The following is a 12,840-nucleotide window of genomic DNA, read 5'->3' on the forward strand; positions in this document are numbered from 1 at the left end:
CCGAGGTCACGGCTGGGCCAACATGACACGGGTCAATAAGGGGTTTCTGGTATTCAGCAAGCGCACCCGGCTAAACCCTGATTCTCTTAGCAAAATTTCGATTTCGACAGGGGTTCTGGGCCGCCCGCGCCCCATGGCGAAGAGGTAAATGCCAAAATAGGCGTCGCCTATGGGTTCGGCACCCCGGGTGCCGGACATGGGTTCTGCCAACAGCAAGGCACCGTCCTCAGGCAAGGCTTCGCGGACGGCGCGAAGCAGGCCCAGAATATGGTCGTCATTGTGATCATGAACGACACGCACCAGGGAGATGAGATCCGCGCCCCTGGGCAACTCATCCTGGAAGAAGTCCCCGCCCATGGCAGTGGCTCGATGGGCCAACCCCTGAGCCTGGAAATTTGCCCGAGCCTGCTCCGCCACCGCCGGCAGGTCGTAGAGCACAAGCTCGATGTCCGGGGCGCGCCGGGCTACCGCAGACAGAAACGTGGCATTGCCACCCCCCAGATCCATCAGCCGCTTGTAGCCCTTGGGATTGAAGGCATCAAGGATCTCTTCCGCCACCAATTGCTGAGAGATCGACATGAGTCGGGTGTAGGGCGTGATCTGCTCACCCGCCAGCGTCGTTGGCGGACCATCTCCCGCGTAGGCCCAGTAACCCCCAAGACGGGTCTGCGGGTAATGCCCGCGCAGCAGGCCCACCGGATCCACCAGGTCTTCGTAGAGCATGGCGTGGTGATCCACCATGGCAGCGATACCGGGATTGGCCATCATGGCGGCCCCCTGCGCGCCCAGCCCGTAACAGCCACGACCGTAATATTCGGTCAGCTTGAGCGAAGCCGCCGCCTTGAGCAGCAGCAGGCAGTTTTCCTCAGGCAGATCCAGATATCGGGCCAACTCCGGTACGGTTTGCGGGCCCTGAGCATGCAGATGTTCCAGCAGTTTGAGCCGCACGCAGGTGTAGAGCACCTGCGAATAGACGAAGCCCGCGACCACATCGAACAAGTGGCGGGCACGCCGACGGGCAATGGGCCGGGTGAGAGGGAATGCAGCCGCCCAGCGCTGGAAGGCAGGGTTGGAGAGGATGCGATTACGCAGCGACAGGAAGCCGCCTCGCCACAGGGCTCCGGATGACGAGCCTGTCGCCATCCGCTTCCAGTATCTTGTCATGGGAGAGTTGCCTGGGTTCAGGCGGCCTGCTGGGCCAGCTCTTTGGGCAGGAACTTGGCGGCCTGCTTCATGAGGAGCACACGCAACTCGGCCTCACCCGGGCAGGTCGGGATGGAACCCATGGCTTCTTCCAGCAAACGCTTGAGGCGTTCGGTCGCGCCCTTGACGCCCAGTTGGCGAACCGCATTCGGCCGATCCAGGGCCTCGTCCTGACCCACCGGCTTGCCCAGTTCCTCGGGATTGGACACCGCGTCGCGCAGATCATCCGCCACCTGGAAGGCTTCTCCGAGTTTCTCGCCCAGGGCACGCCAGGGAGCGGGGTCATGACCCGCCGCCGCAGCCCCTACCATGGTGGCCGCCGCAAACAGGGCGCCTGTCTTGGCACGCTGGTACTCGGCCAGATCCACCTTGGGCTCGCACTCCCAGGCCTGACCGGCGATGATGCCCGAGGGCACGCTCACGCCCTGCCCCACCGTCAGCAGCAGGGGTGCAAGCCGTTCCGGTGACTTGGCCGTACCCCGGGCCAGCACTTCCATGGCCAGGACAATCAGGGCGTCTCCACCCAGCACCGCCAGGCGCTCCCCATAAGCAGCGTGAACCGAGGGCTTGCCGCGACGCATGTCGGCGCTGTCGAAACAGGGCAGATCATCGTGGACCAGAGAGGCACAGTGCATCAGCTCGATGGAGGCCAGGGCGGCATCGGTGACTTCCGGGGCATCATCACCGCAGGCCTGGGCAACGGCCAGCACCAATTGGGGGCGGATCCGGGCACCGCCCGGGAAGACTGCGTAGCGAATCGCTTCAAGCAATAAGGGCGGCCCGGCCGGCGACTCGCCATCAGCCAGAGCCTGTTCAAGTGCCTGCTCGATTCGCGTCGTGGCTTCCATGGTATGCCTCCGCCCCGTAGTGTAAGGTTAGGTTGTCATTGGTACGTTTCGCTCAGCATAGACACAAGCCAGGGCCGAGTCAAAGGCGTTGGCCGAACGACAAGGAATCACATGGGCACACCCAATATCGCCATCATTGGGGCGGGCATCGCAGGCCTCTCCGCCGCCCTGGAACTGGCTCACGCCGGCATGAATGTGACGGTTCTCGAGCAGGCCGCCCGCCCCGGCGGCAAAATCCGGGAAGTGGGTGTCGGCGACGCCCGAATCGATGCGGGACCCACCGTGTTCACCATGCGCTGGGTGTTCGAGGAACTGTTCGATTCGGTTGACACTTCCCTGACCGATCATCTGAATCTGCAACCCATGTCAATCCTGGCTCGCCACGCCTGGAGCGAGGATGAGCGCTTTGACCTGCACGCGGATCATGATGCCTCGGTGGATGCGGTGGGCCGCTTCGCAGGCGCCGCTGAAGCCAGGCGATTTCAGGAGTTCTGCGAGCGGGCACGACGCACCTACCAGGCCCTGGAAGGCCCCTTCATCCGCGATACCCGTCCCACACCACTGAGCCTGGTGGGGCGCGCCGGTATCCGGGGCCTGGGCGGACTCATGCGGATTTCGCCCTACGACACCCTATGGAGCGCCCTGGGCCGGCATTTCCAGGACCCCCGGCTACGGCAACTGTTCGGGCGCTATTCCACTTACTGCGGCTCATCCCCCTTCCTGGCGCCGGCCACCCTGATGCTGGTGGCCCATGTGGAGCAGGAAGGAGTATGGATGGTGGAAGGCGGCATGGCCCGCATTCCCGAGGCCCTCGCCTCCCTCGCCCAGGAACGTGGTGCCACGGTGCGCTATCGCACCCGTGTGGAGTCCATCGAAACCCGCGGCGGCCGAGTGACCGGGGTGCGTCTGAGCGACGGCGACACCCTTAACGCCGATGCGGTCATCTCCAACACGGACATCTCGGCCCTGAGCCAGGGCCTTTTGGGCACGGAGGCCTGTCGTGCCGTGGCGCCGGTGGCCCGCGAAGGGCGCTCCCTGTCGGCCATGACCTGGAACCTGGTGGCACCCACTGACGGATTCCCTCTGCTACGCCATAATGTGTTTTTCTGCCGTGATTACCCAGCCGAATTTGACCATATCTTCAAGCAAGGGCGAGTGCCGGCTGAACCCACGGTGTACATCTGCGCTCAGGACCGTGGCGATCGGGACGGCAACGGGGTATCCGGTCCCGAACGCATGCTGTGCCTGATCAATGCCCCGCCCATCGGCGACCGCCATACCTTCGATGAACAGGAGATCGCTCAATGTCAGGACAATGCCTTCCGGGTGCTGGAACGCTGTGGATTGCAGGTGAAAACGGGTCCGGACCAACCCGTGGTCACCACGCCGACCCAGTTCGAGGGATTGTTTCCGGGAACGGGCGGGGGCCTCTACGGCCAGGCCACGCATGGATGGAGGGCCACGTTCAATCGTCCGGGGGCCCGCAGCCGGATACCGGGGCTGTACCTGACCGGGGGGAGCGTGCATCCGGGCGCGGGCGTGCCGATGGCGAGCCTCTCGGGACGTCTGGCAGCATCGGCCCTGCGTCAGGACCTGACTTCACGGAGACGGTAACCCCCGGAGGTTATCTGTGGTGGTACCTGGACGCCCTGAGCGATGACGGCCGCTACGGGATCACCCTGATCGGCTTCGTGGGCAGTGTCTTCTCCCCCTACTACGCCTGGGCCCGCCGCCGCGGCAATCCCGATCCGAATCACCACTGCGCCATCAATGTCGCCCTGTACGGTGACGTGAAGCGCTGGGCCATGACGGAACGGGGCCGGGGCGATCTGGCGCGGGACAGCCACAACCTGATCATCGGCCCCAGCGCCATGTCCTGGGATGGCAAGGCACTCACCGTGACCATCGATGAGACCACCGCACCCATCCCCTCCAGACTGCGAGGACAGGTGCGTCTGACACCCCACTGCCTCACCGGATACAGCTTCGCCCTGGACGGCAAGGGCCTGCACCAGTGGCGCCCTATCGCGCCCTCGGCGCGGGTGGAAGTGGATCTGGAGCAACCCGGCCTGCAATGGGAGGGACGCGGCTACCTGGACAGCAACCGGGGTGAGGAGCCCGTGGAGAAAGGTTTCCGCTACTGGGACTGGTCACGGGCCGTGATGGAAGATCAGGAGACCGTGGTGCTCTACGAGGCGGACCGCCGGGACGGTGGTCACAGCCTGCTTTCACTGCGCTTCGATGCAGACGGAAAGGCGCGGGAGGTGGAAGCACCGCCAGCGCACGGCCTCCCCACGGCACGCATCTGGCGCGCCCCCAGGGCCACCCGCGCCGACGCCGGCAGCGCAACCATCCGGCACACCCTGGAAGACACCCCGTTCTACGCGCGCTCCCTGGTGGATGCCCGCATCCACGGGGAGAAGGCCGTGGCTTTCCACGAGAGCCTCTCGCTGAATCGCTTCGAGAGTCCGGTGGTGCAGCTGATGCTGCCCTTCAGGATGCCCCGCCGGGCCCGGGGCTAGCCCAGGGCCACGTCCCCGCGATCCCGATTGCGGGCCAGCGCGCTGGTCTTGCGTGCCATGCGCATGGAACGATCCCGCTCCTCCAGACGGTGGAACAGGTTGTGCAGCCACATCAGGCGGTGCTCCACCCGTCCCATGGCCATGGCCGTGGGACGGATACTCTCGCGACCAAAGGGATGCTCGCGCACCGCGTCCACCAGAAAACGATTGGCCTCCAGCGGCTCTTCCACGAGGATACGGTTCATCACCGTCAGTTGTTTGTCGCTGAAGCGACGGAACATTTGGGTCAAGGCCCAGATCTTCCGGGATGGCGACACCACAGCGCGCTGATTGATGGAGTCCAGGCCATTGCGTTCCACTTCCCGGCCGATCTCGGAATACAGCGCCATCGCCGCCTGAATCCCCGGCCGGCATGAGGGCGGCAGGGTCTGAACGCCCACAGCGCCACGCTCATACAGCCTGTCAGCCGCCTCCAGCAGACGCTGGACCACCTGCCCTATTTCCGGGGTGAATTTCGGATCGGCCAGGAAGGCCTCGACATCAATGCGGTGTTCCTCCATCCAGTTCAGCGGCAAGTAAATGCGACCATTCCGGGCGTCCTCGCCCACGTCGCGGGCGATGTTGGTCAATTGCATGGCCACGCCCATGTCGCAGGCCCGTGCCAGGGCATCGGGGGAGCGTACTCCCATGACCAGGGTCATCATGGCGCCCACCGTGCCCGCCACCCGGGCCCCATAGGCTTCCAGCGACGCCAGGTCGGGGTAGGTACGCCCGCCCGTATCCCACTCAAAGCCTTCCAGCAGGGCCTGGGGGAGCGCCTTGGGGATGGAGAAACGCTGTACCACCCGGGCAAAGGCCCGATCCGCGGAGAAATCGCGGGGCTTTCCCTCGTAGATGCGATCCAGGCGATCCTGCATGCGCTCCAGGCCATCCCCTCGGCCATCGTCCAGATCAATGGCATCATCAGCGAGCCGGCAGAAGGCATACATGGCCGTGGCAGGCTCGCGGATCTGTCGGGGCAGGAACAGGGAGGCCGCATAGAAGGACCGGGAGCCGTCACACAACAGGGATCGGCAGGCCGCCATGTCTGCAGCCCGGGTGGGCCGCTTGGTCTTGGGGGTTGCTTGCATCATCGGGCACCTTTCACTTGGGCTGCATCCGGAACCACGCTATCCAGTACTCGCGCCGAGGAGATCACACCCGGCAAACCGGCGCCGGGATGTGTTCCCGCGCCCACCAGGTAGAGCCCCTTCACGTCCTCGCTCTTGTTGTGGGGCCGGAATCCTGCACTTTGCAGCATGATCGGCTCCAGACCGAAGGCGGCTCCGTGGAAGGAGTTCAGGTCGTCCTGGAAGTACTGGGGGGTGATCATGTGGGAACTGATCACCTGCTGCTCCAGATCGGGCAGTATGCTGGAAGAGAGGAATTCGGAGATCTTGCGCCGATAGGGCTCGGCCTTTTCGGCCCAGTCCACACCGCTTTGCATGTGCGGGACCGGAGAGAGGACATAGAAGGTGTCGCATCCCTCCGGCGCCAGGGAGGGATCGGTCTTGGTGGGCCGATGAAGATACAGGCTGAAGTCTTCTGCAAGGATCTTGCGCTGGAAGATGTCCTCGATGAGTTCCTTGTAGCGCGGCCCGAGGATGATGGAATGATGCGGTACATCTTCATAGCGCTTTTTCGTGCCGAAATACCATACGAAAAGGCTCATGGAGTAACGGGCCCGCTCAATGCGGTTGTTGGTCCAGCGCTGGCGGGCCGGCGGTGGCACCAGGCTCCGATAGGTGAAGGCGGAATCGGCATTGGAGACGACGATGTCGGCGGCTATGGATTCACCCGATTTCATGCGCACCCCGGTCACCCGCCCGGACTGCACATTGATGTTGGCCACCTCCTGGCCGCAGCGCACTTCGTTGCCCTGCCCCCGGATGAGATCCACCAGCCCTTCCACCAGGCGGCCCGTGCCGCCCATGGCGAAGTGCACGCCGTAGCGTCGCTCCAGGTAGGAGATCAGGCAGTAGACGGAGGTGGTGCGGAAGGGATTACCCCCCACCAGCAGAGGGTGGAAGCTCAGCACCTCGCGGAGCCGGGGGTTCTTGACGTATTTGGCCACCATCCCGTACACGCTGCGATAACTCTGCAGCTTCACCAGGTCCGGAACCACCTTGACCATGTCCAGCATGGAATTGAAGGGGACATGAGCCAGATCCTCGAAGCCCACCTTGTAGTTGGCCTCGCTGGCCTTCATGTAGGCGTCGTAACCCTCCAGGTCATCGGGAGCGAAGCGTTTGACCTCCTCGCGCACCTTTTCCACGTCGGCCCAGTAGTTGAAGACCTCGCCATCATGAAAACGGATCTGGTAGAAGGGGTCCATGGGGCGCAGGTCAATGTCGTCCTCCATGCGCCGACCGCAGAGTTGCCAGAGCTCCTCCAGCACAAAGGGGGCGGTGACGATGGTCGGCCCGGCATCGAACGTGAAGCCGTCCTGACGAAACACATAGGCGCGCCCACCGGGGGCATCCAGCTTTTCAAGTACGGTCACCCGATAGCCGCGGGCACCGAGCCGGACGGCTGCCGCCAGACCTCCAAAACCGCTGCCAATCACCACGGCATGCGGGCGGGCATCATCAACAGAAGGGGACGAGGTGGCAGGCTCGGCAACTGTGGTCACGGGCAACCCTATGAAGTGTAAGTCTTGGTTGGCAGTCTAGCAGGGGTCCCCACCCCTGACCAGACAGGATGCAGGCGTAAAATCCCCGAGTAATTGACTTCGATTACACAAGACGAATCAAGACACCCCGACCGGGTCACTGACGCCGTGACGCCCCACTTGCTGCGCCAGCAGCGAGGGTCGCTCCTCATGAGCCAGATGTCCCAGCCCTGGCAGCCGCAACAGGCTCGATCCGAGCACACGGGTCTGCACACGCAAGGCCTCGGAGAGGGGCACCATGCGATCCCGGTCACCGACAATCTGTGCCAGCTCGACCGGCAATTGCGGCAGGTCCTCCGCCAGGGGTTGCAGATCCCAGTGATTCATCATCTTCAGCACTCCCGACACATGTCCCGGGTGGCGGATCAGGCGTCCGTAAAACTCGGTGCCTCGCGGGTCCACCGTGGAACCGGTACTGCGTAGCAAATCCTCAACCGCGCGCCGATCCGTGGCACGCCAGGCCACCATCTGGGGCAGCATCGGCATCATGGACAGCAGTCGTGCAACGTTGGAAAACATCAAGGTGACGGCCCCTGGGAAAGGCAACATCACGCCATTGAGACTGACCAGGGTGCCCGGCCGGGCCCAGCCGTCGATACACAGGCGCGCGCCCACGGCCGCCCCCGCAGAATGTCCCACAACCAGAGCAGGCCATTCATCCAGTGCCTCCAGCAACCGACCCAGGGCGCAGGCCATGCCGGGCAACGTGAAGGGGGTCGGATCATCATCCAGGGGGCGGGAGAAAGCATGACCAGGCAGGTCCACGGCGATCACGGTGTGATCGCGGGCCAGCAGGGGCATCACATCCCGCCAACTATGGGTGCCGGCACCGGTGCCGTGAATCAAAAGCACGCAGGGTCCCTCGCCCATGCGCTGCACATGCCAGCGCACGCCGCCAGCGGTCACGAAGCGACTGGACTGGCGGTTGGGCCAGTCCCTGCCCTCCCGTTCCCAGTCCGGCCACCGGTTCATTCCGATCATGGTTTGCCCACAGCGATCAACTGCTGGCCGTCTGGACTGCGCTGGACAGGGTCGCCGCATCGGCGTGCGGCAATGGCAGGTATTGCGCCTGCATCGCCATGGCCAGTTCCTGGGCACTGCGCTGGGGCCTTGGTGAGGTATCCACCAGGATGATCTTGAATTGCTCCGCCGCCAACTCCTTGGCCGCCCCCAGGGCATCCTCCGTCGCCTTGGTGCGCCCCTGACTGCCGTCGCGGGCGATATTGGCCCGACCGTCGGTCAGGAACACAGCCACGGGGGTTTCACCTCGCCGCTTGACCGACTCGGCCAGTTCCCGCACCGCATCGATGGCAGACGCCAGTGGCGTGCCTCCACCGCCAGGCAGGCCCGCCAGGCTGCGCTTGGCACGCACCAGCGAACGCGTGGGCGGCAGGAGCAGATCAGCCTCCGTGCCCCTGAAGGCAATCAGGCCCACCCGGTCACGACGGATATAGCAGTCCGCCAGCAGCAATTCCACGGCACCCTTGGCCTCGGCGAGTCGGTGCAGCGCGGCAGAACCCGAAGCGTCCACCGCAAAGATGGTGGTGGTCTCGGTGCGCTGCTTGAAACGGGTGATGCGGAAATCATCCCGGCGTACATGCACCCGCAGGCTCTTGGTAGAACTGCCATCGGCCAGGGCCTGTGCCCGCCGCAGCGGCTGCCAGGGGGCAGCGGCACGCAGGGTTTCAATCACATTCAATCGGGCGCCGGCCCGCAATTCCCCGCGGCGGGTGCCGATGGGACGACCACGGCGGTTACCCTGCTGCAGTGCACCGGCCTTGCCGGCGGCAGAAGAGCGGGAGCGGGCGCCCAGCCCGGCTTGCAACTGTGCCAGCAAGCCCGCCGGCAGTGAGGCCTTGGCGGCCTCCAGCACCCGATCTTCCAGTGGCTTGTCCAGTTCTGCCGGGTCCTGATCTTCCTGATCCTCCTGGTTCTGCTCCTCCTCCGGTGGCTCCTCCGGCGGTGGCGGCTCCTGCTCCTCGGGCATGTCGTCCTCGGATGGGGGCAACATGGTGGCACGAGGGGCCAGCACCAGGCGCGCGGCCAGGGCTGCATCCTCTTCCGATACCTGATCCCGACCATCCAGTGCCGCAGCCGCGCGGGCTGCGCGCAGGGCCAGGAACGGCACCCGCAGGGAGGCGATACCCAGGGCCCGGGCCGTGCCACACAAGGCCTCCAGAATCTTGTCGCTCACCTCCACATTGGGCAGGAATTCCCGGGCCCGGCCAACATCTTCGCTGGTCCACAGGGGCTCGTCCATGTCGCGCACGGCAATGGGGATCAGGTCCATGTGGAAGGCCAGCCGGTCCATCAGGACATCGGGCACCTGCTCTTCCTCGGACATGCCCTCATCCAGGGCCACCACCCCGAACCGGGTGGGCACGCGCATTCCCAGCCCATCCCGTTCCAGGACCACCTCGTGGGCATCCATCACTGCCGCCACCCGGCCGGCCGTGGACGAGGTCAGCCGCTCCGCCATGGCCATGACGGCCACTCCGCCATCACATTCAGCGAGCAGACCTCGTTCAGCAATGGGTTTTCCCGCCTTGAGCGTGGCGGCCAGATCCAGCCCGCCCAGCAGGCGACCATCGGCGATATGCAGGGGCAGGCGCCGCATGGGTGCCTTGTCGGGCAACAACTGTCGCAGTTGTTCCAGCCAGCGGTCACGCACCGGGCCGGCATGGGCACGCACCGCCACGCCGCCGCAACCCGAGGGATCCACGGCAAACAGGCCGCCGGCGATGCTGGCCAATGCCCACGGCGTGAGTTCGGGGGCCATGGTTTCGGTCATGCGCCGAACAGCTCCTCAATGGCACGCCCCACACGCACGGAGGAACCGGCGTCGTCCAGCGGGTTACGGCGCAGGCGATGGCGCAGGGCCGGCGGTGCCACGCGCTTGAGATGCTCATCGGTCACTTCCTTGTCACCCTCGAAGGCCGCCAGGCCGCGAGCGGCACGAATCAGGGTGAGTTCGCCGCGCAGGCCGTCGGTACCCAGGGCCAGGCAAAGCTGGGCAGCCCGCTCCAGGGCGGCATCGGGCACCACCACCTCCGGCAGGAGGTCACGGCCGGCCGTGATTCTTTTACGCAGCTCTGCATCTTCCTTCTCGAAGCGCTTGGTGAAGCCCTCCGGATCCTTTTCAAAGGCATCACGACGCCGCACCACCTCGATTCGGGTAGGCAGATCCTCGGGGGTGCCGATCTCCACGGAGAGCCCGAAGCGATCCAGCAACTGCGGACGCAGTTCGCCCTCTTCCGGGTTACCACTACCGATGAGCACGAACTTGGCGGGATGGCGCACACTCAGGCCCTCACGCTCCACCACGTTCTCACCGGAGGCGGCCACATCCAGCAGCAGGTCCACCAGATGATCTTCCAGCAGGTTGACCTCATCAATGTACAGAAAGCCCCGGTGGGCACGGGCCAGCAGGCCCGGCTCGAAGGCCTTCTCCCCCTGCGTGAGGGCTCGCTCAAGATCCAGGGCACCCACAACACGGTCTTCGGTCACACCCAGCGGCATGTCCACCACCGGCACCGGCACCTGGCGGGTCTTGGGTGGATCCTTGGCCTCGGGCCCATCGCAGACCTTGCACAGGCCTGCCTGCTTGCCGGGGGCGCAACCATAGGGACAGTTGACCACCGCTTCCATGGGCGGCAACAGGGCTGCCAGGGCGCGTACCGTGGTGGATTTGCCGGTACCCCGATCCCCGAACACCAGCACCCCGCCGATACTCGGATCAATGGCGGAGATAAGGATGGCGAGCTTCATCTCGTCCTGCGCGACAATCGCCGAAAACGGAAACGTCAAAGCCATAGTCTGTTTGTTCTGCCTTAGGTAGCGGCCGTGCACGGAAAAATCCATGCCTCTGCCGGTTTTGAGGTGCGATGCGGAGGCGATCTTAACAGACCCTCCCGGCGGTGCGTACCGAGCATGCCCCTGCGCCGCAGCGTAAAGCCGGCTATGTTCCCCCAAACGACGCAAAAAAACAAAGGCAACCCCCGCCGCGCCGCTGGCAAATCCCAGCCAACTTGACGGGGGTCAGGGGCTTCCCTCTCCTATTCCTCCTCCAGGTCGCCCCACCGCAGCCGCAGCCGCATCAAGCCACCTCCGTAAGGGTCGGCTTCACCGGACAAAATCCCATAAGGCAAAAAGCCCAACTCGTAGAAGAACAGGGTGGCCGGTATGTTGCGGGAGGAAATCCGAAGATGCATCTCCCGGGAGCGATGATGCTCGAAGGCCCTTTGGGTCAGATGACGCAGCACCCTGGTGCCCACGCCGCGCCCGCGATAGTCGGGGTGCACGATCAGGTGGCGCAAGAAAGCGTATCCCCCCGGCTGAATCCTGCCCAGACCACCAAAGGCAATCACCCGTCCCCGGTAGACCCCGACGACGGTTTCCGTACAACGGGTGATGCAGTCCTTCAAACCCGCATCATGCAGGGGCCTGGGAGCATCGGGGAAGGCCCAAGCCACTTCCTCAATGCTGCGCGGCAAGCGCCGCAAGGCCGTAATGTCCTCGACCGACGCGGCCCGCAAGTCAAGATATACCGGGTGATACCACATCAGCAGTGCTTCATCTCTTCGTCCAGGAAACCCATTGATCTCTTCGCGCCATTGGCCATGGTAAACTCCAGACCCTTTGAACCATGCCCGGTGGGAGCATGCACGCCGTCAGCCAGAATGTGGAACAGGCCTACCGCGAATGCCTGCGTCAGGCCCATGGCCATTACGAAAACTTCCCGGTGGCCTCGCGCCTGCTTCCAGCCCATCTGCGCAGGCCGGTCGCCGCGATCTACAGTTTTGCTCGCCGCGGAGACGATCTGGCGGACGAAGGTGAGCGCCCTGCCGAAGACCGCCTGCGGGCATTGGATCACCTGGCAAAACAGCTTGATGCCGCCGCCGCGGGTGAGCCGGATGAGGACCCCACCTTCATCGCCCTGGCCCATGCCATCCGGAGCTTCAACCTCCCCGTGGGGCTGTTCCATGACCTGCTTACCGCATTTCGTCAGGATGTGACCACCCGCCGTTACGCCACCTTCGGCGATGTGATCCAGTACTGCCGGTGCTCTGCCAACCCGGTGGGGCGACTGCTCCTGCACCTGAGCGACCAGGCAGACCCCGGGCGCCTGGCCTTGTCCGACGCGGTCTGCACCAGCTTGCAACTCATCAACTTCTACCAGGACCTGGCCCAGGATTATCACGAAATGGGGCGCATCTACATCCCGACGGAGGAAATGCAGGCCTTCGGTGTCACCGAAGCCCATTTCCGCGATCGGATCACGGACGCCCCCTTCCGACAGCTCATGAGCAAACAGTTTCAGCGCGCAGATCAACTACTGCGCAGCGGCGCGCCCCTGGGGGCGATGCTGCCCGGTCGCGTGGGGCTGGAGATCCGCTTGATCATCGTGGCCGGCGCCCGCGTGGTCTGGCATCTCAAGCGCCAGCAGGAGGACCTGTTCTCCCGTCCACGCCTGGGCAGCCGGGATTACCTGGTCATCCTCCGGGACGGACTGCTGCCCGGGCGCCTGCCCGTATGACAGGTATGGTAGTTTACGCAT

The 12,840-nt window shown here is 64.6% G+C and carries 11 protein-coding genes; 3 read left to right on the forward strand and 8 right to left on the reverse strand.

Features of this window, described 5'->3' with window-relative positions; translation table 11 throughout:
* Positions 1–6 precede the first annotated feature (6 nt).
* Together LPW30_RS10990 and LPW30_RS10995 are read right to left on the reverse strand one after the other, a co-directional pair.
* Entirely contained in the window at positions 7–1,164 is a 1,158-nt protein-coding gene (locus LPW30_RS10990; RefSeq protein WP_128571913.1) for a methyltransferase, read from the reverse strand.
* 17 nt (positions 1,165–1,181) lie between these two features.
* Positions 1,182–2,051, reverse strand: a complete 870-nt coding sequence (locus tag LPW30_RS10995; RefSeq protein WP_025281953.1) for a polyprenyl synthetase family protein — start codon at positions 2,049–2,051, stop codon at positions 1,182–1,184.
* A 111-nt stretch (positions 2,052–2,162) separates the two neighbouring features.
* Between LPW30_RS10995 and crtD the strand changes: the two genes are divergently transcribed.
* Both crtD and LPW30_RS11005 read left to right on the forward strand, forming a co-directional pair.
* On the forward strand, positions 2,163–3,665 hold the full coding sequence (gene crtD / locus LPW30_RS11000) for a 1-hydroxycarotenoid 3,4-desaturase CrtD (protein WP_025281954.1): 1,503 nt from the start codon (positions 2,163–2,165) through the stop codon (positions 3,663–3,665).
* 77 nt (positions 3,666–3,742) lie between these two features.
* Positions 3,743–4,573 (forward strand): carotenoid 1,2-hydratase, encoded by an 831-nt coding sequence (locus tag LPW30_RS11005; RefSeq protein WP_238984744.1) that lies wholly within the window; start codon positions 3,743–3,745, stop codon positions 4,571–4,573.
* Here the strand turns inward: LPW30_RS11005 and LPW30_RS11010 are convergent.
* From LPW30_RS11010 to LPW30_RS11035, 6 genes are all read right to left on the reverse strand, one after another.
* Positions 4,570–5,706: a phytoene/squalene synthase family protein gene (locus LPW30_RS11010; protein WP_239680873.1), complete on the reverse strand. Its 1,137-nt coding sequence runs from the start codon at positions 5,704–5,706 to the stop codon at positions 4,570–4,572. The genes LPW30_RS11005 and LPW30_RS11010 overlap by 4 nt on opposite strands.
* Entirely contained in the window at positions 5,703–7,244 is a 1,542-nt protein-coding gene (locus LPW30_RS11015) for a phytoene desaturase (protein WP_238625080.1), read from the reverse strand. The genes LPW30_RS11010 and LPW30_RS11015 overlap by 4 nt, the downstream gene beginning before the upstream one ends.
* A gap of 117 nt (positions 7,245–7,361) precedes the next feature.
* The gene (gene bchO, locus LPW30_RS11020; protein WP_338018736.1) at positions 7,362–8,264 is read right to left on the reverse strand and encodes an alpha/beta fold hydrolase BchO; all 903 of its coding nucleotides are present in this window, start codon (positions 8,262–8,264) and stop codon (positions 7,362–7,364) included.
* Positions 8,265–8,280: 16 nt separating this feature from the next.
* Positions 8,281–10,074 (reverse strand): magnesium chelatase subunit D, encoded by a 1,794-nt coding sequence (locus LPW30_RS11025; RefSeq protein WP_238625079.1) that lies wholly within the window; start codon positions 10,072–10,074, stop codon positions 8,281–8,283.
* Positions 10,071–11,096 (reverse strand): magnesium chelatase ATPase subunit I, encoded by a 1,026-nt coding sequence (bchI, locus tag LPW30_RS11030; RefSeq protein WP_025281960.1) that lies wholly within the window; start codon positions 11,094–11,096, stop codon positions 10,071–10,073. The genes LPW30_RS11025 and bchI overlap by 4 nt, the downstream gene beginning before the upstream one ends.
* A 242-nt stretch (positions 11,097–11,338) precedes the next feature.
* On the reverse strand, positions 11,339–11,845 hold the full coding sequence (locus LPW30_RS11035; RefSeq protein ID WP_025281961.1) for a GNAT family N-acetyltransferase: 507 nt from the start codon (positions 11,843–11,845) through the stop codon (positions 11,339–11,341).
* Between the two features lie 98 nt (positions 11,846–11,943).
* On the opposite strand from LPW30_RS11035, the gene hpnC reads away from it, so the two are divergent.
* The gene (hpnC, locus tag LPW30_RS11040) at positions 11,944–12,819 is read left to right on the forward strand and encodes a squalene synthase HpnC (RefSeq protein WP_239680874.1); all 876 of its coding nucleotides are present in this window, start codon (positions 11,944–11,946) and stop codon (positions 12,817–12,819) included.
* The last annotated feature ends 21 nt before the right edge of the window (positions 12,820–12,840 follow it).

Source organism: Ectothiorhodospira variabilis, assembly GCF_022227625.1.
Taxonomy (GTDB): Bacteria; Pseudomonadota; Gammaproteobacteria; order Ectothiorhodospirales; family Ectothiorhodospiraceae; genus Ectothiorhodospira; species Ectothiorhodospira haloalkaliphila.

Bases quoted from the DNA above. Each gene is read 5' to 3' on its own strand.
- LPW30_RS10990 (WP_128571913.1), bottom strand. From the start codon at position 1,164: ATGACAAGATACTGGAAGCGGATGGCGACAGGCTCGTCATCCGGAGCC.
- LPW30_RS10995 (WP_025281953.1), bottom strand. From the start codon at position 2,051: ATGGAAGCCACGACGCGAATCGAGCAGGCACTTGAACAGGCTCTGGCT.
- crtD (WP_025281954.1), top strand. From the start codon at position 2,163: ATGGGCACACCCAATATCGCCATCATTGGGGCGGGCATCGCAGGCCTC.
- LPW30_RS11010 (WP_239680873.1), bottom strand. From the start codon at position 5,706: ATGATGCAAGCAACCCCCAAGACCAAGCGGCCCACCCGGGCTGCAGAC.
- bchO (WP_338018736.1), bottom strand. From the start codon at position 8,264: ATGATCGGAATGAACCGGTGGCCGGACTGGGAACGGGAGGGCAGGGAC.
- LPW30_RS11025 (WP_238625079.1), bottom strand. From the start codon at position 10,074: ATGACCGAAACCATGGCCCCCGAACTCACGCCGTGGGCATTGGCCAGC.
- bchI (WP_025281960.1), bottom strand. From the start codon at position 11,096: ATGGCTTTGACGTTTCCGTTTTCGGCGATTGTCGCGCAGGACGAGATG.
- LPW30_RS11035 (WP_025281961.1), bottom strand. From the start codon at position 11,845: ATGTGGTATCACCCGGTATATCTTGACTTGCGGGCCGCGTCGGTCGAG.
- hpnC (WP_239680874.1), top strand. From the start codon at position 11,944: ATGCACGCCGTCAGCCAGAATGTGGAACAGGCCTACCGCGAATGCCTG.